Genomic DNA, 21,617 nt, shown 5'->3' with positions numbered 1-21,617 from the left:
AAATATGAAGCGTAAGCTTCAAAACTCAGGTTTAGGCCTGTTGCTCACTCGTTGCTCAGTTTTGAGAGTTCAAACTCTCAAGCGTTTGGTGGCGATAGCGGAGGGGTTCCACACGTACCCATCCCGAACACGACCGTTAAGCCCTCCAGCGCCGATGGTACTTGGACCGCAGGGTCCTGGGAGAGTAGGACGCCGCCAAGCGCAACCACTAAAGAATAATTTTTTTGGTGGTTTATTATGGGCCCTTAGCTCAGCTGGTTAGAGCGCACCCCTGATAAGGGTGAGGTCGGTGGTTCGAGTCCACTAGGGCCCACCATATAATTTTATATTTTCTTTTGGGGCCATAGCTCAGCTGGGAGAGCGCCTGCCTTGCAAGCAGGAGGTCAGCGGTTCGATCCCGCTTGGCTCCACCAAAAGATTTATCATTGCACCTTGAAAACTGGATACCGAAACGAAATTGCGTTTTAGAATATTCCTTTAAGCTGATCTTGTGTAAACAAGTGAAATAAAGGTAGCATATATCGACATTTTCTTTCTGTGAAAGAAAAGTCTAGGTTAAGCTACAAAGAGCACACGGAGGATGCCTAGGCGCCAGGAGCCGACGAAGGACGTGGCGAACAACGATAAAGCCTCGGGGAGCTGTAAGCAAGCTTTGATCCGGGGATGTCCGAATGGGGAAACCCGGCTGTCTTCATCGACAGTCACTATTCACTGAATTCATAGGTGAGTGAGAGGCAGACCAGGGGAACTGAAACATCTAAGTACCCTGAGGAAGAGAAAACAATAGTGATTCCGTCAGTAGCGGCGAGCGAACGCGGATTAGCCCAAACCAAGGAGCTTGCTCCTTGGGGTTGTGGGACGTCTCACATGGAGTTACAAAGGAACCGGTTAGATGAAGAGGTCTGGAAAGGCCCGCCAGAGAAGGTAAAAGCCCTGTAGTTCAAAACCTGTTCCCTCCGAGACGGATCCCGAGTAGTGCGGGGCACGTGAAACCCCGTATGAATCCGGCAGGACCATCTGCCAAGGCTAAATACTCCCTGGCGACCGATAGTGAAGCAGTACCGTGAGGGAAAGGTGAAAAGCACCCCGGAAGGGGAGTGAAATAGATCCTGAAACCGTGTGCTTACAAGAAGTCAGAGCCCGATCTATGGGTGATGGCGTGCCTTTTGTAGAATGAACCGGCGAGTTACGTTCCCGTGCAAGGTTAAGGTGAAGAGCTGAAGCCGCAGCGAAAGCGAGTCTGAATAGGGCGAATGAGTACGTGGACGTAGACCCGAAACCGGGTGATCTACCCCTGTCCAGGGTGAAGGTGCGGTAACACGCACTGGAGGCCCGAACCCACGCATGTTGAAAAATGCGGGGATGAGGTGGGGGTAGCGGAGAAATTCCAATCGAACCCGGAGATAGCTGGTTCTCCCCGAAATAGCTTTAGGGCTAGCCTCGGAAAGAAGAATCGTGGAGGTAGAGCACTGATTGGGTGCGGGGCCCGCAAGGGTTACCAAGCTCAGTCAAACTCCGAATGCCATAGATTTAGTTCCGGGAGTCAGACAGTGAGTGCTAAGATCCATTGTCGAAAGGGAAACAGCCCAGACCATCAGCTAAGGTCCCCAAGTGTGTGTTAAGTGGGAAAGGATGTGGAGTTGCACAGACAACCAGGATGTTGGCTTAGAAGCAGCCACCATTGAAAGAGTGCGTAATAGCTCACTGGTCGAGTGACTCTGCGCCGAAAATGTAACGGGGCTAAACACACCACCGAAGCTATGGCTTGATGCTTGCATCAGGGGTAGGGGAGCGTTGAATGCGGGTTGAAGGTGTACCGGAAGGAGCGCTGGACTGCATTCAAGTGAGAATGCCGGTATGAGTAACGAAAAGATCTGTGAGAATCAGATCCGCCGAAAGCCTAAGGGTTCCTGAGGAAGGTTCGTCCGCTCAGGGTAAGTCGGGACCTAAGGCGAGGCCGATAGGCGTAGTCGAAGGACAACAGGTAGAAATTCCTGTACCACCGTAATCCGCTATGAGCGATGGGGTGACGCAGTAGGGTAGTGACGCGGACTGATGGATGTCCGTCTAAGCAGTGAGGCTGATGTGTAGGCAAATCCGCACATCGTAAGGCTGGGCTGTGATGGGGAGCGAAAATTATAGTAGCGAAGGTCATGATCTCAGACTGCCAAGAAAAGCCTCTAGCCAGGAGAAGGTGCCCGTACCGCAAACCGACACAGGTAGGCGAGAAGAGAATTCTAAGGCGCGCGGAAGAACTCTCGTTAAGGAACTCGGCAAAATGACCCCGTAACTTCGGGAGAAGGGGTGCCTCGGTAGGGTGAATAGCCCGAGGGGGCCGCAGTGAAAAGGCCCAAGCGACTGTTTAGCAAAAACACAGGTCTGTGCGAAGCCGCAAGGCGAAGTATACGGGCTGACGCCTGCCCGGTGCTGGAAGGTTAAGGGGAGTGGTAAGCTCGCAAGAGCGAAGCTATGAACCGAAGCCCCAGTAAACGGCGGCCGTAACTATAACGGTCCTAAGGTAGCGAAATTCCTTGTCAGGTAAATTCTGACCCGCACGAATGGCGTAACGACTTGGGCGCTGTCTCAACGAGAGATCCGGTGAAATTTTAATACCTGTGAAGATGCAGGTTACCCGCGACAAGACGGAAAGACCCCATGGAGCTTTACTGCAGCTTGATATTGAATTTGGGTACGATCTGTACAGGATAGGTGGGAGCCGTTGAATCTTGAGCGCCAGCTTGAGAGGAGGCATCCTTGGGATACCACCCTGATCGTATCTAGGTTCTAACTTGGTACCGTGATCCGGTGCGAGGACAGTGTCAGGTGGGCAGTTTGACTGGGGCGGTCGCCTCCTAAAGAGTAACGGAGGCGCCCCAAGGTTCCCTCAGAATGGTTGGAAATCATTCGAAGAGTGCAAAGGCAGAAGGGAGCTTGACTGCGAGACCTACAAGTCGAGCAGGGACGAAAGTCGGGCTTAGTGATCCGGTGGTACCGCATGGAAGGGCCATCGCTCAACGGATAAAAGCTACCCTGGGGATAACAGGCTTATCTCCCCCAAGAGTCCACATCGACGGGGAGGTTTGGCACCTCGATGTCGGCTCATCGCATCCTGGGGCTGAAGTAGGTCCCAAGGGTTGGGCTGTTCGCCCATTAAAGCGGTACGCGAGCTGGGTTCAGAACGTCGTGAGACAGTTCGGTCCCTATCTGTCGTGGGCGTAGGAAATTTGAGAGGAGCTGTCCTTAGTACGAGAGGACCGGGATGGACGTACCGCTGGTGTACCAGTTGTTCCGCCAGGAGCACCGCTGGGTAGCTATGTACGGAAGGGATAAGCGCTGAAAGCATCTAAGCGTGAAGCCCCCCTCAAGATGAGATTTCCCAGTATGTAAGACCCCTTGAAGACGACGAGGTAGATAGGTTGGGGTGGAAGTGCAGTAATGCATGGAGCTGACCAATACTAATCGGTCGAGGGCTTATCCTAAGATAAGACGCAATGAAGTTTCGGATCCAGTTTTCAAGGTGTAACCTTGGAATTATGCTTGATATTTAATATCATTTTATTGATAATCTGAATATCTTGTAGAATTTCACTAAGCGAGTTCGTTCATATGGAGAGATACCCAAGTGGCTATAAGGGGACCCTCTGCTAAGGGGTTAGACTGCGTAAGTGGTGCGAGGGTTCGAATCCCTCTCTCTCCGCCATTTAGGACAAGCTGGTAAATTATGTTATGGCGGTGTAGCTCAGCTGGCTAGAGCGTACGGTTCATACCCGTGAGGTCGGGGGTTCGATCCCCTCCGCCGCTACCATACATACCCAGGAGGCTTAGCTCAGCTGGGAGAGCATCTGCCTTACAAGCAGAGGGTCGGGGGTTCGATCCCCTCAGCCTCCACCATTGTGCCGGTGTAGCTCAACTGGTAGAGCAACTGACTTGTAATCAGTAGGTTGGGGGTTCAAGTCCTCTCGCCGGCACCATTTTTTTGAAAAATATAGGGAACTGTGGTGTAGAGGCCTAACATGCCTGCCTGTCACGCAGGAGATCGCGGGTTCGAATCCCGTCAGTTCCGCCATTTTTCAGCTTAGTATTTTCGCCGTACTAAAGTGGGAAGGGGTATCCCTCCGCACTTTATTTTTTTGCCAATGGATATGGCTCGGTAGCTCAGTCGGTAGAGCAGAGGACTGAAAATCCTCGTGTCGGCGGTTCGATTCCGTCCCGAGCCACCTTTATATGGAGGATTAGCGAAGTGGCCAAACGCATCAGACTGTAAATCTGCTCCCTTACGGGTTCGGTGGTTCGAATCCATCATCCTCCACCAGTTTTACGAGCCATTAGCTCAGTTGGTAGAGCACCTGACTTTTAATCAGGGTGTCGAAGGTTCGAGTCCTTCATGGCTCATCAGAAGTCATCAACTATAAGTTGATGGCTTTTTTTGTATTGTTATAAGTTATGTTTTTATATAGCTTTTTATTTTAAGGTATCGACGGGTTATAATGAGTTCATTATGTTCGCTTAGTGTTTTTAATCTATATTCTAAAAAAAGTGAAGTGGTGATCGCGTGACTTTGGATACAGAATGGATTCAGCAACAGCTTCAGAATATAATTCAAGCGCCTTTTACCATAGTGCCTTGGTGCCCAGAAATGATGGCAGAAGGAGAAACAGCCGATTCAGTTATACCGGATAGATCGTTTGTTAGTGAGAATAAATTATATTTTCCGTTTCGTGCATCGGCAGGTGAACTGGCTGCTTTTGCGGTAGAGGACAGATATTTGACGGATCGAGAACGGAAGTTGATAGAAGCGTTACTGGGGAACATGGAACAAGTCTGGCAGAATGGTCCACGCTTGTCGATCAACCCAGCCTATAGCGAGGAAGAGCGGATGAATCGTTTTGGACAATGGCTCATACAGCAGGCTGCCGACCTAAACAGTGAGGAAGAAGTTCCCACTGAATTGGAGCTTCGTGATTCGTTATCAGCGTGTATGGTGCCTTTTTTACTGAATGGCGAGGGAACACAGGATGGGGCTATTACCTATACGCAGCTTCATCGATTGTTAGCGAGCTATTTTGGAGGGGAAGTGCTGCTTACTCCATTAGACGAACAATCTTGGCTGATTCTCGCAAAAAAGGAGCTGTTATTAGGAGCCGACGATGAACGGGATAAAGATCCTGAGACTAGAGAGGCAGATTTTGCGGAACCGCTGGAGGAGGTACTTACGGCTTTTAGCTTGGGGTTATATGAGCTTATCGCGAATGAATGGGTCGGTGTATTCCATTTGGCGATTTCCAAGCCTTCGGTCCCTTTGCAAAGTTTCCCCCACGAGCTGAATTTATTATGGGAGACGATCCATCTTGGCAAGCTTTTTCATGTAACAGAGCACATCCACCTTTCATGGGAGCTTCATTTGGAGAGACTGTTAAATCGCATTCCCAAGGAGCAGCGTGTACTATTTTTGGAGCAGGTAATGAAGTCATCTGTCATACTGGAAGACTCAGAAACGATGGCTACATTGGATATCTTTTTTCAACTGGATTGTAATGTGAGTGAGACAGCCAAGCGTCTGTATGTTCACCGTAATACGTTGATTTACCGTTTGGACAAGATTAAACAGGAGACCGGATTGGACGTGCGGACGTTTAATGATGCAGTTTTGGTCAAACTATATCTGCTATTGTACAAAGTGACAAAAAGGAAATAGCATTTTTGTGCAGTTTGCGAATAGCCAGGCTTTGGGTACTAGGGTAAGATACAAGTAGAAAATGTATTCGATTTCAAAACTTGACCTTGGGGAGGCAAAAGCTATGGCTGGCGTACGTTTAGAGCATATTTTCAAGAAATATCCGGGTGCAGAAAAAGCTACGGTTGTTGATGTCAATTTGGACATTCAAGATAAAGAATTTCTCGTATTGGTTGGTCCTTCCGGTTGTGGGAAGTCTACTACACTTCGTATGATTGCTGGTCTGGAGGAAATTTCAGACGGTAAATTATACATTGGTGATCGTGTTGTGAACGATGTGGCTCCAAAAGACCGCGATATCGCGATGGTATTCCAATCCTATGCCTTGTATCCGCATATGAATGTATACCAAAACATGGCTTTTGGTCTGAAGCTCCGCAAGGTTAAAAAGGAAGAAATTGATAAACGCGTACGTGAAGCAGCTAAAATCCTTGATATTGAGCATCTGCTGGATCGCAAGCCGAAAGCGTTATCGGGCGGTCAGCGTCAGCGTGTTGCCTTGGGACGTGCGATTGTACGTGACCCACAAGTCTTCTTAATGGATGAGCCACTGTCCAACTTGGATGCCAAGTTGCGTGGTCAAATGCGTGCGGAAATCACGAAGTTGGCTAAGCGTCTGGAAACGACCGTTATCTATGTAACACATGACCAGGTTGAAGCCATGACGATGGGTGATCGGATTGTAGTTATGAAGGATGGTATCATTCAACAAGCTGCATCCCCGGATGAACTGTACAACCGTCCAGTGAATCTGTTCGTTGCTGGTTTTATCGGCTCTCCTACAATGAACTTTATCTCAGGTAAGCTGGTTGAAAAAGAAGGTGCATTGCATTTCACAGCACCAGGTCTGGATCTGTTTGTACCTGAAGGTAAGGGACAGATTTTGAAAGCGAAAGGCTACATTGGCAAAGAAGTGATCTTGGGCATCCGTCCTGAGGATATTCACGAAGAGCCTGTATTCTTGGAGGCTTCTCCGAACACGATCTTTACATCCACTGTGGATGTAACGGAAAACCTCGGTCATGAAATGCTGTTGTACCTGAGCGGTGCTGGAAACGATACAATTATTGCCCGTGTAGACGGACGTTCCAATACTCGCGATGGTGTCAAAGCGAAGTTGGCTGTTGATATGAACAAAGTTCATATTTTTGATAAGGAATCGGAATTGAGCATTCTGGTTGGCGAATAAGATCAGCCTCTGGAAGAGAGTCGCAGTTTTCCCAAGCGGAGAACTGCGACTCTTTTGTATATCATATCCGCTACTAGCTTCGGCATTGCATTCAATGGAAAATTCCGATACGATGGGTGTACAATGGTGCAGGTCTAGATTTAGACAAGGTTCGTTGGCAGGAGTTCCAGATTGGGGCCTCCAACTGTCGGGATAGGGATAGCCTGGAATCCTATTGTTAAATCAAGTGAAGTGTGGACTCATTCAGGATAGACTGCGTGGGGTTGTATGGTTAATAGAATAATGCTACATAAATCAAATGGCGTATAGAATCCGGTTTTTGCAGATGAGGAGAGAATACAATGGCTAAACAGGTAAAGGTATCCGAGCTTGTACAGCAATTCCAAATGGAGGTTATTTCCGGTGAAAAGGGTCTGCGCAGACTGATCACCGTGGACGATTTGAATCGCCCAGGCCTGGAGATGGCCGGGTATTTTGAATATCATACACAGGAGCGGGTACAGCTTTTGGGAAGGTCTGAGCTGGCCTTTCTGGGTATGCTGCCTCCTGAGGAGCGACGGGATCGAATGGAGCGTTTGTGTACAGAGCTGACTCCATGTATTATCATCACACGTGGCCTGGAAGTACCGGCCGAGCTAGTGGAGGCAAGTACAGAGCGAGATATTCCTGTACTGCGAACTAATATGGCGACAACGATTTTATCGAGCCGTATCACAGGTTTTCTGGAAAGAAAGCTGGCACCTACGGCAACTATTCATGGCGTATTATGTGACGTGTATGGCGTGGGGATGCTTATTACAGGCAGTAGTGGAATTGGTAAGAGTGAAACAGCACTGGAACTCGTCAAACGTGGGCATCGCTTGGTAGCAGATGATGCGGTAGAAATCCGGCAAACGTCCGATTTTCAGTTGCATGGAACAGCACCTGAACTCATTCGTCACCTGCTTGAAATTCGAGGCGTAGGCATTATTAATGTGATGACACTGTTTGGTGCTGGTGCAGTTCGTAATAATAAGCGAATTACACTGGTTGTCCGCCTGGAGGCATGGCAACAGGACAAGCAGTATGACCGTCTCGGTCTCGATGAAGAAACTACACGCATTATTGATACAGATGTTCCACTCGTTACGATTCCAGTTCGTCCAGGCCGAAATCTGGCTGTTATTATCGAGGTAGCGGCGATGAACTATCGTTTGAAACAAATGGGCGTTAATGCAGCCCTGCAATTTACAAACAAGCTGACTGCTACGATTTCTGAAGATATGGAAGAGATGGATTAAGGCTCGTTCGGTTGCAAGGAAGGACAAGGAGTGAGAGAAACATATGTCAACGGCAACATTACTGCTGAATCCGATTGCTTTTTCAATCGGGGCAATCAAGGTCCATTGGTATGGGCTTATTTTGGGGCTGGCGGCGCTTGTGGGTTTATATCTCGCCATCCGTGAGGGAAAAAGATTCGGTATTCCGCAGGAATTCTTTATGGATATGCTGCTTCTGGGTGTTCCATCGGCCATTATTGGAGCGCGTATTTATTATGTAGCCTTCAAATGGGAAGACTACCGGGATAATCTATGGGATATCTTTAAAATTTGGAATGGCGGTATCGCGATATATGGTGCGTTGATTGGTGCTATTATATGTGCGGTTATTTATTTCCGTTATAAAGGATATAACTTCTGGCGTGTTGCTGATATTTGTGCGCCGGGTCTATTAATCGGTCAAGCGATTGGACGCTGGGGTAATTTTGTCAATCAAGAGGCTTACGGTGGACCAACGGAGGAGACTTTTTTGCGCAGTCAGCTGCATCTACCGGATTTCATTGTGAATCAGATGAACGTTAACGGGGTGTTTCACCACCCTACGTTCCTGTACGAATCGCTGTGGAGTATTGTAGGCGTGATTTTGCTGCTTGTGATTCGCCGGATGAAATTTGTACGTGCGGGTGAAATGTTTGCATTTTACTTCATTTGGTACTCTATTGGTCGCTTTTTCATCGAGCGGGTGCGGACGGACAGCTTGGCCTTTCAGGGACCGGACTGGCTGGCTTCCTTTGTGAATGCTCTGTGGTCCCCTATGGTATGGCTAGGGTTTGAACCGGGGTACTTGGACCCGAATTACGGTAATGTACGGATCTCACAGTTGCTTGCTATTTTCATCATTGTGGCTGCCGTGATTTTTATCTTGGTTCGTCGTCGGAAGGGCTCGGCCGTTGCGAGATATAGCGACCCGATTGTCTCCAGCAAGACGGGGATTGATCAGGTACCTGATATGACGCCAGAACAAGTATCCCGTCCTGGGCAGGATGCGGTTTCTTCAACAGCCACAGCGGATAAGCTATCTAAGGAAGACACGGATGAGGACAAGAAGGAGCATCTATGATAAATACGATTTTGTTTGATTTAGACGGTACCATTATGGATACGAATGAGTTGATAATCAGCACATTTTTACACATTTTGAACCATCCAGATGCGGATCCGCTAACGCGGGAGCACATTATTCCTCATATGGGGGGAACGCTGGACGATCAACTCCGTACTTTTACGGGATTAACGGATGTATCTGGGCTAGTTAAAGACTACCGTGCTTATAATCAAATTCATCATGATCAAATGGTGAAGCCATTTCCATATGTTATTGAGGTTATTCAGGAGCTACGTGCACGAGGAATTAAGTTGGGGGTTGTGACAACTAAAATACGACCATCCACGATACGTGTACTTAACCTGTTTAATCTGACTTCCTCTATGGATTATATTGTTACGGTAGACGATGTGGAGCATCCGAAGCCTCACGCGGAGCCAGTGCTCAAGGCTTTGGCAGGTTTGAATGCTAAAGCGGAACATACGTTGATGGTTGGAGACAGTTCCTTTGATATTTTGTCAGCTCAGGCGGCAGGTGTGAAATCTGCGGGAGTGGCCTGGTCGCTCAAGGGTGAGGAAACTCTGCGCGGATATGGACCAGACTATATGCTATATGATATGAGGGATTTGCTGAAGCTGGAGCTTCAAGGTGTCAATGTATCGTGAGAAAGGTGAACCGCTATCCTGTAGAAGGTCCCAATGCATTGTGGCAAATTTATCGGACGGTGAGCCCTTGGAAAGGCGTTAAGAACTTCATTTTTATACAGATTGCCCGGTATTGTCCTGTGCTTTCTCTGAAAAATGTTATCTACCGCAGAATGCTGGGGATGAAGGTTGGGCAACATGCAGCCTTCGGTCTGATGGTGATGGTGGATGTTTTTTTTCCAGAGCATATCACAATCGGGAACAATTCGGTCATTGGATATAACACGACCATACTGGCTCATGAATACCTTATACAGGAGTATCGCATCGGTAAAGTGGTGATCGGGGATCGTGTGCTGATCGGCGCAAACACAACCATTTTGCCGGGTGTTACCATCGGTGACGGGGCTGTGGTAGCGGCCGGAGCGGTTGTGCATAAAGATGTACCGGCAGGTGCTTTTGTAGGCGGTAATCCATTGCGTGATTTAAGACGCTCTGGTGTGGATGAGTAGTCAATAGTACATTAAGAAAGGCCCCTTGTATATTAAGGGGTCTTTCTTGTGCAGTTTTTCTGTATAATAAGTGGGTAATACATGTTGGTTATGTTTAAAAATTGATAAAAGATATTTTTGCAAAGCGATATGGGAGCGTGTTGATTTGGTCAAAAAAGAACGTATACCAGAGCTTGATATTTATCGGGGAATATTAATTGCGGCCGTCATTACCATCCATGCAACTTCAATGGCTTTGATTGATGCGCGTCATTCTCTATTGTTTTATCCTTTTTTATTTTTAAATATGTTTAGCAGCTTTGCAGTGCCTGTATTTATTTTTGTGAGCGGCTTTGTTCTATTTTACAATTATGTCGATCGGCCACTTCGTGGAAAGAGTATGCTTTTGTTTTTTCGAAAAAGACTGATGTTTATTGTGTTACCCTACGTTTTATTTTCTCTTATGTACTATTTGACCTTGGTGACACGTGGGTTGATGCCGCTTAGTGATCTTCCGCTCGTGCTGCTAACGGGAAAAGCGTATACGCATTTGTATTATGTCATTATCATCATCCAATTTTATTTGGTCTTTCCGCTGTTGTTGTGGGGAGTGCAGCGTTTACGTCATTGGTTATCGAGTCCGCGGAGAGCAGCTTTTGTCATTTTGACAGTAGGGTTAGTCATTCAATGGGGGTTTGTACTACTGAACAAATACGTTTGGCAAGAGGAGAGAGGAAGCCTTGCGATTACGTATATCAGTTACTTTGCCTTGGGTGCCGCTGTAGCGATTGGATACGAAGGGTTTAAAAGGTGGCTTTTTCCAGTCCCAGGCACGGTAATAGGTCGCGGTCGATTGATCAGCTGGTGGGCCCTGTGGGCGGCTTGGTTATTACTGGGGGTCGTTTATGTACAAGTATGGTTTGTAGCCTACCGCAAAGCCATTTATGCAGACTCGCTGGTCTATGAACTGCTACATAATGCATATGCTCTCGTATCTGCATTGGTGCTGTTTCAGTTATCGGTTTTTTTATATCGTCATACTAGTGATAGACTGCGAATGTTCATCAGTTGGCTGGGAGCATGTTCTTTCGGTATTTATTTACTTCATCCGGCGTTATTACGAGTGTATCGCAAACTGGATTTGCATGGTACACCCATAGAATATGTCTTCTCTGTTGCTGGCGGATGGGTGTTGGCGCTGTTTGGAACATGGCTGATTGTGACGTTGTTTTTTCGATATGTACCATTTTCATGGATCGGTTTGGGGACAGTTCCGAAGTTTCCATCCCAGAGTAAAGATGAACAGGCAAACTACTAAATACTTTGACTTGGACTGTTGGCTTAAGGCTGACAGTCTTTTTTTAGGATTCATGTATTTTGCATTGGATAAAATATAGAGAGGGACAGCGACTTGTCCGGGCTGTAAAAATGGGCTGCTACGTTTGGTTGACGTTCATAAGTAGGGCATGATAATATATCGAATATACTTTAGTTTGTTAGCACTTTACCATGATAAAGATATTGTGAAATCATGAGGTGATAGAGATGTCTAAGCCAAAAGGATTTGAGATTCCTGTAGGGGTTCGAGATTATCTTCCACGTGCAGTGTCGAAGCTGCGGGCCATTGAACTGAATGTACTCGCATGTATGGAGCGTTGGGGTTACCGTCAGATTATGACGCCTACGATGGAATACTACGATACAGTGGGAGTGGCTAGTTCTACTTCTGATCGGAAGCTGTTTAAATTGCTCAACAACCGGGGGACTACGTTGGTACTTCGTTCTGATATGACTGCTCCGATTGCACGGGTGGTGTCTTCGTTGCTAAAGGAAGAAGAAGTACCGCTTCGCCTGTCCTATCACGCCAATGTATTTCGAGCGATTGAGGAAGAGGCAGGAAGAGAGGCGGAGTTTTTTCAAACAGGCGTGGAGCTGGTAGGGGATGATTCACCTGAGGCTGATGCAGAGGTTGTAGCATTGGCCATTGCATCATTGCAGGCAGCGGGTGTTAACTCTTTTAAAATTGCCATGGGACATGTGGGATTCCTGAACGGGTTATTTGAAGAGATCATTCCAGGTCGCCAGGCTGAACAGCAAGCACTAAAAGAACTGTTGCTCAGTCGTGATGTAGTGGGCTACCGAGCGGCGATTGAAGCTTTAGGTTTGGCCCCCGCGCATCGGGATAAGCTGGAGGCCATTCTTCGGCTTCGTGGTGGGAAGGAAATTTGCGAGCAGGCTACTCGCCTTAGTGTGGAGCAGCAGACGATTCAATCCATTGCACATTTGTGCGAGGTGTGGGAAGTGCTGGAGGCATACGGCGTATCTGAGCATGTGTTAATTGACCTTACCATGATCGGTGATTTTTCATATTATACAGGAATGACTTTTGAGGGCTATGCAGCGGAAATTGGGTTTCCGGTATGCAACGGAGGTCGTTATGACAATCTGCTTCAGCAGTTTGGGCGATCGGTACCGGCAACGGGATTCGCATTGAAGACGAACCGAATCGTCGATGGTGTGGATGGTATTTCAATTGAGACGAAGCGTCCGATATTTATCCGTTATGACGAGCAGGAACGACAAGAGGCGCTATCCGCCGCAGCACAGCTACGTGCAGAGGATTTTACTGTGGTGACAGGACTCACGGGGGGACCGGAGGATCGACGTCGTGAGCAGCAGGATCTGTACGCAGAGGTATACAGCTATACAGCTGAAGGAAGACGGCCCGTACAAAGGGGGGAATTGTCATGACGGAAACATTGAAGGTAGCCATGCCGAAGGGACGGATTTACAAGCAGGCTTCCAAGTTGTTCCGCCAGGCAGGGGTTCCAATTCCACTGGATGTGGATGAAACCCGCAAGTTGGTCATCCCATTGCCTGAGCTGGGAATGGAATTTATTATGGCGAAGCCCGTCGATGTTCCTACGTATGTGGAGTATGGTGCAGCTGACATCGGCATTGTCGGTAAGGATGTTTTGCTGGAAGAAAACAAGGATGTATATGAGCTACTGGATCTGGGGATTGCCCGTTGCCGGATGTCGGTAATTGCTTTACCTGATTGGCAACCAGGTATTCGTCAGCGGGTCGCTACCAAATATCCAAATGTGGCTTCCCAGTATTTTCGGGAGCAAGGTCAGCAGGTGGAGGTCATTAAGCTGAACGGCTCCATCGAGCTGGCGCCGTTAATTGGTCTGGCAGATCGCATTGTAGATATGGTGGAGACGGGACAGACCTTGCGGGAGAACGGATTGGTTGAGCAGATTAGCATACTGGATATTACCAGTCGTTTGATTGCCAACCGGGTCAGTTACCGGATGAAAAATGGTCCGATTCAGGCATTGTGTGATCGATTGCATCAGGTGATCCCAACTGAAGTAGTACCGAAGGATTAAAGGAACGGAGCAACGGTTCAGGAACATTCTGCAAGCAAGCAGCAGGTAGGGGGAATGAGCAAATGAAGATCGTAGCAGCCCGTGATTTCAGCCTCCAACGAGAGGTGGATTACGGAACACCGGAGCAAAACGAGGCTGTGCGTACCATTATTCAATCGGTACGCCAAGAGGGGGATGAGGCTGTTCTGCGGTATACGGAAACGTTTGATGGTGTATCGCTGACAGCGGATCAGCTTCGTGTGACAGATGAAGAATTAAAGTCGGCCTATGACAAGGTAGAGCCTTCATTTATACAGGCAATTCGAGAAGCGGCGGATCATATTCGCGCTTTTCACCTCAAGCAAAAGCGTAACTCATGGATGGATTTACAGCCAGACGGTAGCTTACTCGGTCAAATCATCCGGCCGTTGAAACGTGTAGGCGTGTATGTTCCAGGCGGTAAAGCCGCCTATCCATCCTCGGTGTTGATGAATGTCATTCCCGCTCAGGTGGCTGGAGTACCGGAGATCGTTATGGTGACACCCCCAGCGACAGGCGGCAAGGCAGGGATCGACCCCTATACACTGGTAGCTGCGGCAGAGGCTGGTGTAACGGAAATATTCAGGGTTGGCGGAGCGCAGGCCATTGCCTCTCTTGCATACGGGACACATAGTATTGAACCGGTCGATAAAATTTGCGGTCCTGGCAACATTTATGTAGCGCTGGCGAAGCGTGAGGTATACGGTGCAGTGGATATCGACAGTATTGCGGGACCGAGTGAAATTGTCGTATTGGCTGATGACACGGCCAATCCCTCTTATGTAGCGGCTGACCTACTTTCACAGGCGGAACATGACGAAATGGCCTCAGCCATACTGGTTACGCCCTCGCAACGCTTGGCCGAAGAAGTATCAGCCGAGGTAGAGCGCCAATTGGCGGAGTTGCCGCGCAGAGATATTGCTGCTGCATCGGTAGAGGCATACGGAGCCATCATTGTCGTTGACAATTTGGAAGAGGGCATCCGTATTGTCAATCGGCTTGCGCCCGAGCATTTGGAGATCATGACAGAGCAGCCGATGGAACATATGGGGATGATCGAAAATGCAGGAGCTATTTTTCTGGGAGCGTACAGCTCGGAGCCGGTAGGCGATTATTTTGCCGGACCTAACCACATCATCCCGACGAATGGAACGGCGCGTTTTTCCTCGCCAGTGGACATTGATGATTTTATCAAGAAGTCGAGTATGATCTATTACAGCAAGGAAGCACTGCTGCGCAATGGAGAGACCATTATGCAGCTTGCCCGGCATGAAGGGCTGGAAGGCCACGCAAGGGCGATACAAGTTCGATTGGACAATGAGAAGAAGGCGGTGGATGGCGATGGGGAACGAAAATAACGAAGCAGGGCGTACAGGCAGTGTCAGCCGGAAAACGAATGAAACAGACATTCAGCTGTCATTTGCAGTAGACGGGACAGGGCAGGCAGAGATTGAAACGGATGTTCCTTTTTTAAATCACATGCTAGATTTGTTCACCAAGCACGGACAATTTGATCTTAATGTACAGGCCAGAGGGGATGTGGATATCGACGACCACCATACCGTCGAGGACATTGGGATCTGTCTGGGGCAAACCTTGCTGGAAGCATTGGGTGATAAAAAAGGCATAAAGCGCTATGCCAGCGTCTTTGTACCGATGGATGAGGCGCTCGCGCAGGTTGTTATTGATCTGAGTAATCGACCTCATTTTGAGTATCGTGCAGAGTACCCGTCTCAGCATGTAGGCAGCTTCTCGACAGAGCTGGTGCATGAATTTCTATGGAAATTTGCGTTGGAGGCTCGCATGACGTTGCACGTCATTGTTCACTACGGGCAAAATACCCACCATATGATTGAGGCGGTGTTCAAAGCGCTGGGGCGTGCTTTGGATGAGGCGACCTCCATTGATCCGCGGGTGACAGGAGTGCCTTCAACGAAGGGAGTGCTGTAGTCCATGTCCATTGCCATTGTGGATTACGGCAGAGGGAATCTGCATAGTGTGAGCAAGGCGGTTGAGCGCCTTGGCTTTGAGGCTGTAGTGACAGGAGATGCTCAAGTGATTCGTGCCTCCAGCGGTGTGATTTTGCCGGGTGTAGGGGCCTTCGGGGATGCGATGGAGCATCTGCGTTCCAGCGGATTGGACCGGGTTATTCAGGAGGTTGCAAGTGCTGGACAACCGCTGCTCGGTGTTTGTTTGGGAATGCAGCTATTGTTCACTCGTGGTGAAGAATACGGCAGTCATGAAGGACTTAATATTTTACCAGGCGAGGTCGTTCGGTTTGCTCCTGATCTGGGCGTTAAAGTGCCGCATATGGGCTGGAATCGTCTGCGTATGACTCAGCCGGAGCACCCGCTGTTGCAGGGCTTGGAGGAAGGGCATGTGTATTTTGTGCATTCCTATCATGCGAAGCCGGAGGTCGAAAGTGATCTGCTGGCGGTGACCGACTACGGTGGGCCCGTAACGGCTATCGTGGGCAGAGGCCATGTGTATGGCATGCAGTTCCATCCAGAGAAAAGCGGAGAAATGGGGATGCGCCTGCTTCGTCAGTTTTTGGAACTAGCGGAAGCGAAAAAGCGAGCGTAACGATTCGTGAGTCTGCATTTGGTGGTACGCCAACTTTGGTCGCTGATTGATGTAAAGGCATATAGATGTTGAATAGCTCACAAGGGGGTCTTAACTTTGTTCACGATATACCCGGCGATTGATATTCGCGATGGCAAATGTGTACGACTGGTACAAGGTGATTATAACCAGGAGACGATATACAACGAAAATCCGGTGGAAGTAGCACGAGAATGGGAGCGCTTGGGTGGCCCCTACATTCATTTGGTTGATTTGGACGGTGCCAAAGCAGGTCAACCAGTGAACGATGCGCTCATTGGGCGGATCGCTTCTGCGGTGCAAGTACCTGTACAAGTGGGCGGCGGCTTACGTACGCGCGAGCATGTGGAACGGCTGTTGTCGCTGGGCGTGAGCCGGGTGATTTTGGGCACGGCAGCTATTGAGGATCGTGCTTTTACGGAAGCGGTATTGGGTACCTACGGTGATCGGATCGCCATCGGTCTAGATGCGCGAAATGGCTATGTGGCTACGCGTGGATGGCTCGAAACCTCGGAGGTTCGAGCAGATGAATTGGCTGCTGAGTTGGCCTCCAAGGGAGCTGAAACATTTATTTTCACAGATATTTCCCGTGACGGCATGATGCAGGGTCCGAATGTGGAGGCGATCGCAGCGCTTGCCAAAAGCAGTGGACGAACCGTGATTGCATCCGGCGGTGTCAGCAAGATGGATGATCTAATCACACTGAGCACCTATGCGAACGAAGGCGTAGGCGGTGCTATTGTGGGTAAAGCATTGTATACAGGGAGCATTGATTTACAGGTTGCCGTACAAGCTGTAGCAAAGGCATAGGGGGAGTAGGCATGCTGGCTAAACGTATTATTCCCTGTCTGGATGTAAAGGATGGCAGGGTGGTTAAGGGCGTTAATTTTGTGAACTTGCGCGATGCAGGTGACCCGGTGGAGCTGGCTGCGCTGTATGACCGGGAAGGGGCGGACGAAATCGTGTTTCTGGATATATCCGCTTCGGTTGAAGGTCGCGCCACGATGGAAGAAGTAGTTCGCCAGACAGCCGGGGAAATTGCCATTCCTTTCACCGTAGGTGGCGGGATATCTCATGTCGATGATATGAAACGCATTTTGCGGGCTGGTGCTGATAAAATAGGCGTAAATACGGCAGCTGTCCGCAACCCGCAGCTGATTGCGGAAGGTGCGCGTAGCTTTGGTTCACAATGTATCGTTGTTGCCATTGATGCCAAGTACAATGAGGCGTGGGGCGAATGGGAGGTATACACGCACGGAGGCCGCACGCCATCGGGTATTCGAGCCTTGGCCTGGGCTAAGGAAGCAGAGCAACTGGGAGCCGGTGAGATTCTGCTGACCAGCATGAACGCAGATGGAACCAAGGATGGCTTTGACCTGCCACTGACTTCCGCTGTTTCGGATACCGTAGGGATTCCGGTGATTGCTTCCGGCGGAGCCGGCAAACAGGAACATTTCTATGACGTGTTTACGTCAGGTAAAGCAGATGCTGGATTAGCAGCAACAATTTTTCACTATAAAGAAATCGGAATTCCTGAGTTGAAACGAGATTTGAAGCGCAGAGGAGTGGAGATACGATGAGCAACGAATTGAACCAACAGCTATCTCTGGAGCAGATACTGGATAATGTCCGCTGGAATGAGGCGGGGCTTGTCTCGGCGATTGTGCAGGATGATGCTACGCTTCAGGTATTGACGCTGGCCTACATGAACCGTGAGTCGCTGAAACTGTCTTTGGAGTCAGGAGAGACCTGGTTCTGGTCACGTTCCAGACAGGAGCTGTGGCATAAGGGGGCAACTTCAGGGAATACGCAGAAGATCTCTTCCATCCAGCTGGATTGTGACGGCGATGCTCTATTGGTGCGTGTCATTCCGAGCGGTCCGGCCTGTCATACAGGCGCAACGAGTTGCTTTTCCCGTGATATTTCCGTGCCAGGAACAGCTGTAGCAGCTGGGGCAGGAAATGCAGGAGCTCAAAGATTGGGAACCCCTACCAATGCTATTTCCAATGCTTCAGAAGGCCGCTTTGAGGTGCTCGCCCAATTGGAGGCAATTATTAAGGAGCGCGAGGAGACACGTCCTGAAGGGGCCTATACGACCTATCTTTTTGATAAAGGCGTAGACAAAATCCTGAAGAAGGTTGGCGAAGAAGCCTCCGAGACGATTATTGCAGCCAAAAACAAAGATAATGAGGAGCTGCGCCTGGAGGTCAGCGACCTGATTTATCACCTGCTGGTGCTGTTGCAGGAGCGCAAGCTACCACTCGATGACGTGCTGGCTGAGCTGAATCGCCGTCATGAACGCCCTCGTCGTGATTAGGACGGGTATTGTAGGGTTTGAAAAGGGGAGGGCTACATGAAAATTGACTATCATACGCATCATTCCCGCTGCGGGCATGCGATAGGAAGTCTGGAGGAGTACGTACAGCAGGGAATTCGACTGGGGCTGGATCAGCTCGGTTTGTCCGATCATATGCCGCTGCTGCATGTAGAACCGGCCAACTATTATCCAGAAATGGCGATGCCTATGGATGAGCTGCCCCGATACGTGGAAGAATGCTTGGATCTGAAGGAGCGCTATAAAGGGCAAATTGATATTCGTGTTGGCTTGGAAGGCGACTATATCGAGGGCTGGGAACGCGAAATTGAAGATATCATCCATGCATACCCATGGGATTATGTGATTGGCTCCGTCCACTTTCTCGGTGAGTGGGATGTCACTGACTTCCGTCAGGTACACCATTGGGAAGGCAAAAATGTGCTGGAGGTATACCGCACATATTATGATGCGGTTTCCAAGGCGGCCGCTACAGGTTTATATGACATCATGGGTCATTTGGATGTCATTAAACGTTTCGGCTATCATCCGAAGCCGGAGGAAGAGGATGAGCTGCGTGAATTGGAGCGCTCCGCACTCTCAGCCGTAGCCCGCGGTGGTCGGGCAATGGAACTGAATGCATCGGGGCTTTCCAAACCCTGTGCCGAAATGTTTCCGAGCCGACGCATGCTAGAGGAAGCTTTCACGCTAGGTATCCCGTTGACCATCGGCTCGGATGCCCATGATCCGGCAAAGCTGGCTGAGCACTTGGAGAAGGCGCGGGCGCTTTTATATGAAGTTGGCTATCGCGAGCTAGCTGTATTTCAGCACCGTGAACGTTCACGGGTTCCGTTAGCGCTATAATACTTATTTATTGGGTCTACATGTTATATCTAGTTGCTAGCCGAACGCGCCTTTCATACAGGGGAAATGCGCTCGGCTATTTTGCGTATTTTTGCATATGTATCTATTGGGGTACGAGTACGGAACCGTTTTTTGGAATGAGGTAGGATCGACTGTCAAGTCGTTTTGAAGTTGTGGTATACTGAAGGGTATGAACATGCCAGTTACTTTTAAAGGAGGTGCCTTGGTTATTTATGAAAGGGAAACATCTGCGAGTTTCGGAACCTAGCCCTAAGATTATTGCTTTGCGTTTCGACGCATCTTTCTTTTTGAGAAAGCTGTGCGCTCGCTTGATCGCAATCATTATGACAAGGCATTGAAATATTTTCGCAAAGCCGTTGAATATGAACCGGATAATCCGGTGAATCATTGCAATATGGCGGGTATATTATCAGAGATGGGGGATTATGCAGGTTCGAATGAGATCCTGTCCTCTGTTCTGAGTGACGTAGACTCGTCGATGACAGAATGTTATTTCTATATGGCGAATAATTACGCTAATATGGAGCAGTTTGAAGAAGCGGAAAAAGCATTGGTCACGTACCTGGAGGAGGACGAAGAAGGCCAGTTTCTTGATGAAGCCGAGGAAATGATGGAGCTGCTCTATTATGAGCTGGACCGTCCAACGAAGCTGAACCGCATTAAGGCCCGGCAGGGAGTGGTCGAGCATGATCAGGCCCGTGTTCTGCTGGAGGAAGGAAAATTTGCTCAGGCAGCCCAACTGCTCAAGCAAATTTCGGAGGAGCAACCGGACATGTTCGCTGCGCGGAATAATCTGGCGCTAGCGTATTACTACATGGGATTGTTCCAAAATGCTAAGGCTACCATTATTCAAGTGTTGGAGGATGAGCCGGGTAATTTACACGCATTGTGCAACTTGGCGATTTTTTATCAGCACGAAGGCGGCGGCCCAGAATTGGATCGTCTGGTTCAAACCTTGGCGGTCACTATACCGTTTCAGGAGGAGCAGGTGTTCAAGCTGGCGACCACTATGGGGATTCTCGGGCGCCATGAGGAGGCCTACAGGCATTTCCGCAGGTTGCTTCATAGCAATGGAGAGAACAATGCGGACGCTTCTTTGTACCATTACACAGCGGTGGCTGCCAGCAATACGGGAAGATATGCGGAAGCTCGGCGGTTATGGAGTCATTTGCAAAAGCAGGATGCTTCCTCGGAGGTTCCAAGGTTTTTCCTATCCAGATTGGAAGAGCTTCAGCAGGAAGGTACACCGCTGCAAGTGCTCAGCTATCACTATCATCTCCCGTTTGAGGAGCAATTCCGCATGTGGGAGAAGTTTGGCGCTGAGCAGGTGCCTGACAGTATGAAGAAGGACCCGCTAATCCGATCATCTTTCTTCTGGGCCTTGCGCCACGGAGACCGAGCGACTCAGCTACAGGTTATTCAGGCGTTAAGCTTGATCGGTGACGATGAAGTGCGTCAGGCACTGGAGTCCTTCGTAGAAGATCCTGATCAGGAGAGTGAACTCAAACGCCGTGCTTTGCAAGTATTGCAAGAGCTGGCAGAGCAGGATGTGCAGCATACACACACGGAAACAGAACATCCTGAGCGGTTAGAGGCTGAGCAAGATCCGCATACAACTGAAGGTGACATCTCTGCTTCGCCAGTTGATCCACAATGGCAGGCCGTGCTGGACAAGGTACTAACCGTCATGAGCAAATCATCCGATCCGGCCATGCAGCATGATTTGAGATCACTTTGGCAGGAGTATTTGGATCGGCTTGCTCCAGAGGTCCCGATGGTTCAGCATACTGAGGGATGGGCAGCTGCACTTGAATATTTGACAGCCAAAATGCATCATCATTCCGTCACCTATCAGGAAGTAGCTGACCGCTATGGTATTTCCGTATCGACCGTAAGCCGCTACGCACGTCAAATTGACAGCGTGTGTGGTATCAAACAGAAGCTAAAGCAGCCGCTCTCCACGTTTAAAAAGCAGGTCTAACATC

Annotated in this window: 16 protein-coding genes, 10 tRNA genes, 2 rRNA genes and 1 pseudogene; all 29 read left to right on the top strand. The window is 49.1% G+C overall.

Features of this window, described 5'->3' with window-relative positions; translation table 11 throughout:
• Positions 1–84: 84 nt before the first annotated feature.
• A 5S ribosomal RNA gene (gene rrf, locus G7035_RS07640) occupies positions 85–201 on the top strand.
• A gap of 38 nt (positions 202–239) precedes the next feature.
• Positions 240–316, top strand: a tRNA-Ile gene (locus G7035_RS07635).
• Positions 317–337: 21 nt separating this feature from the next.
• Positions 338–413: transfer RNA gene (locus tag G7035_RS07630), tRNA-Ala, on the top strand.
• Between the two features lie 140 nt (positions 414–553).
• Positions 554–3,479 (top strand): 23S ribosomal RNA (locus G7035_RS07625).
• A gap of 129 nt (positions 3,480–3,608) precedes the next feature.
• Positions 3,609–3,700 (top strand) — tRNA-Ser (locus G7035_RS07620).
• A gap of 28 nt (positions 3,701–3,728) precedes the next feature.
• Positions 3,729–3,805 (top strand) — tRNA-Met (locus tag G7035_RS07615).
• 10 nt (positions 3,806–3,815) lie between these two features.
• Positions 3,816–3,891 (top strand) — tRNA-Val (locus G7035_RS07610).
• Positions 3,892–3,895: 4 nt separating this feature from the next.
• A tRNA-Thr gene (locus G7035_RS07605) sits at positions 3,896–3,971 on the top strand.
• Between the two features lie 18 nt (positions 3,972–3,989).
• Positions 3,990–4,066: transfer RNA gene (locus G7035_RS07600), tRNA-Asp, on the top strand.
• A 78-nt stretch (positions 4,067–4,144) separates the two neighbouring features.
• A tRNA-Phe gene (locus G7035_RS07595) sits at positions 4,145–4,217 on the top strand.
• Between the two features lie 9 nt (positions 4,218–4,226).
• A tRNA-Tyr gene (locus G7035_RS07590) sits at positions 4,227–4,312 on the top strand.
• Between the two features lie 7 nt (positions 4,313–4,319).
• A tRNA-Lys gene (locus G7035_RS07585) sits at positions 4,320–4,392 on the top strand.
• Positions 4,393–4,552: 160 nt separating this feature from the next.
• The gene (locus G7035_RS07580) at positions 4,553–5,695 is read left to right on the top strand and encodes a PucR family transcriptional regulator (RefSeq protein ID WP_019685782.1); all 1,143 of its coding nucleotides are present in this window, start codon (positions 4,553–4,555) and stop codon (positions 5,693–5,695) included.
• Between the two features lie 103 nt (positions 5,696–5,798).
• On the top strand, positions 5,799–6,923 hold the full coding sequence (locus G7035_RS07575; RefSeq protein ID WP_019685783.1) for an ABC transporter ATP-binding protein: 1,125 nt from the start codon (positions 5,799–5,801) through the stop codon (positions 6,921–6,923).
• Between the two features lie 341 nt (positions 6,924–7,264).
• Positions 7,265–8,203, top strand: a complete 939-nt coding sequence (gene hprK / locus G7035_RS07570; RefSeq protein WP_016820103.1) for an HPr(Ser) kinase/phosphatase — start codon at positions 7,265–7,267, stop codon at positions 8,201–8,203.
• A 43-nt stretch (positions 8,204–8,246) separates the two neighbouring features.
• Positions 8,247–9,302, top strand: a complete 1,056-nt coding sequence (gene lgt, locus G7035_RS07565; RefSeq protein WP_019685784.1) for a prolipoprotein diacylglyceryl transferase — start codon at positions 8,247–8,249, stop codon at positions 9,300–9,302.
• Positions 9,299–9,952 (top strand): pyrophosphatase PpaX, encoded by a 654-nt coding sequence (gene ppaX, locus G7035_RS07560; protein ID WP_019685785.1) that lies wholly within the window; start codon positions 9,299–9,301, stop codon positions 9,950–9,952. Before lgt ends, ppaX begins: the two co-directional genes overlap by 4 nt.
• Positions 9,949–10,443, top strand: a complete 495-nt coding sequence (locus G7035_RS07555) for an acyltransferase (protein WP_019685786.1) — start codon at positions 9,949–9,951, stop codon at positions 10,441–10,443. Before ppaX ends, G7035_RS07555 begins: the two co-directional genes overlap by 4 nt.
• 145 nt (positions 10,444–10,588) lie before the next feature.
• Positions 10,589–11,740 carry an acyltransferase gene (locus tag G7035_RS07550; protein WP_019685787.1) on the top strand — a complete coding sequence of 384 codons (1,152 nt, stop codon included), beginning with the start codon at positions 10,589–10,591 and terminating at the stop codon, positions 11,738–11,740.
• Positions 11,741–11,967: 227 nt separating this feature from the next.
• Entirely contained in the window at positions 11,968–13,173 is a 1,206-nt protein-coding gene (locus G7035_RS07545) for an ATP phosphoribosyltransferase regulatory subunit (protein ID WP_019685788.1), read from the top strand.
• Entirely contained in the window at positions 13,170–13,814 is a 645-nt protein-coding gene (hisG, locus tag G7035_RS07540) for an ATP phosphoribosyltransferase (RefSeq protein WP_016820114.1), read from the top strand. The genes G7035_RS07545 and hisG overlap by 4 nt, the downstream gene beginning before the upstream one ends.
• A 62-nt stretch (positions 13,815–13,876) precedes the next feature.
• A complete protein-coding gene (gene hisD, locus G7035_RS07535; protein ID WP_019685789.1) occupies positions 13,877–15,190 on the top strand; it encodes a histidinol dehydrogenase in 1,314 nt (437 codons plus the stop codon).
• Positions 15,174–15,782, top strand: a complete 609-nt coding sequence (gene hisB, locus G7035_RS07530) for an imidazoleglycerol-phosphate dehydratase HisB (RefSeq protein WP_029514775.1) — start codon at positions 15,174–15,176, stop codon at positions 15,780–15,782. Before hisD ends, hisB begins: the two co-directional genes overlap by 17 nt.
• A gap of 3 nt (positions 15,783–15,785) precedes the next feature.
• The gene (gene hisH, locus G7035_RS07525) at positions 15,786–16,415 is read left to right on the top strand and encodes an imidazole glycerol phosphate synthase subunit HisH (protein ID WP_016820117.1); all 630 of its coding nucleotides are present in this window, start codon (positions 15,786–15,788) and stop codon (positions 16,413–16,415) included.
• 96 nt (positions 16,416–16,511) lie between these two features.
• A complete protein-coding gene (gene hisA / locus G7035_RS07520) occupies positions 16,512–17,243 on the top strand; it encodes a 1-(5-phosphoribosyl)-5-[(5-phosphoribosylamino)methylideneamino]imidazole-4-carboxamide isomerase (RefSeq protein WP_019685791.1) in 732 nt (243 codons plus the stop codon).
• 11 nt (positions 17,244–17,254) lie between these two features.
• Positions 17,255–18,013, top strand: coding sequence for an imidazole glycerol phosphate synthase subunit HisF (hisF, locus tag G7035_RS07515; protein ID WP_016820119.1), 759 nt, complete (start codon positions 17,255–17,257; stop codon positions 18,011–18,013).
• Complete coding sequence (hisIE, locus tag G7035_RS07510; protein WP_019685792.1) at positions 18,010–18,750, top strand: bifunctional phosphoribosyl-AMP cyclohydrolase/phosphoribosyl-ATP diphosphatase HisIE; 741 nt, start codon at positions 18,010–18,012, stop codon at positions 18,748–18,750. Before hisF ends, hisIE begins: the two co-directional genes overlap by 4 nt.
• A gap of 36 nt (positions 18,751–18,786) precedes the next feature.
• Positions 18,787–19,611 (top strand): histidinol-phosphatase HisJ, encoded by an 825-nt coding sequence (hisJ, locus tag G7035_RS07505; RefSeq protein WP_019685793.1) that lies wholly within the window; start codon positions 18,787–18,789, stop codon positions 19,609–19,611.
• A 233-nt stretch (positions 19,612–19,844) separates the two neighbouring features.
• Positions 19,845–21,613, top strand: a pseudogene (locus G7035_RS07500) (tetratricopeptide repeat protein).
• The last annotated feature ends 4 nt before the right edge of the window (positions 21,614–21,617 follow it).

The organism is Paenibacillus polymyxa (genome assembly GCF_015710975.1).
In the GTDB taxonomy this organism is placed as follows: Bacteria; Bacillota; Bacilli; order Paenibacillales; family Paenibacillaceae; genus Paenibacillus; species Paenibacillus polymyxa.
This window is presented reverse-complemented; position numbering and strand designations above follow the sequence as displayed.

Coding starts and splice junctions, on each gene's coding strand:
- lgt (WP_019685784.1), top strand. CDS start 8,247: ATGTCAACGGCAACATTACTGCTGAATCCGATTGCTTTTTCAATCGGG.
- ppaX (WP_019685785.1), top strand. CDS start 9,299: ATGATAAATACGATTTTGTTTGATTTAGACGGTACCATTATGGATACG.
- hisJ (WP_019685793.1), top strand. CDS start 18,787: ATGAAAATTGACTATCATACGCATCATTCCCGCTGCGGGCATGCGATA.
- G7035_RS07545 (WP_019685788.1), top strand. CDS start 11,968: ATGTCTAAGCCAAAAGGATTTGAGATTCCTGTAGGGGTTCGAGATTAT.
- hisG (WP_016820114.1), top strand. CDS start 13,170: ATGACGGAAACATTGAAGGTAGCCATGCCGAAGGGACGGATTTACAAG.
- hprK (WP_016820103.1), top strand. CDS start 7,265: ATGGCTAAACAGGTAAAGGTATCCGAGCTTGTACAGCAATTCCAAATG.
- hisIE (WP_019685792.1), top strand. CDS start 18,010: ATGAGCAACGAATTGAACCAACAGCTATCTCTGGAGCAGATACTGGAT.
- hisH (WP_016820117.1), top strand. CDS start 15,786: ATGTCCATTGCCATTGTGGATTACGGCAGAGGGAATCTGCATAGTGTG.
- hisB (WP_029514775.1), top strand. CDS start 15,174: ATGGGGAACGAAAATAACGAAGCAGGGCGTACAGGCAGTGTCAGCCGG.
- G7035_RS07575 (WP_019685783.1), top strand. CDS start 5,799: ATGGCTGGCGTACGTTTAGAGCATATTTTCAAGAAATATCCGGGTGCA.
- hisF (WP_016820119.1), top strand. CDS start 17,255: ATGCTGGCTAAACGTATTATTCCCTGTCTGGATGTAAAGGATGGCAGG.
- hisD (WP_019685789.1), top strand. CDS start 13,877: ATGAAGATCGTAGCAGCCCGTGATTTCAGCCTCCAACGAGAGGTGGAT.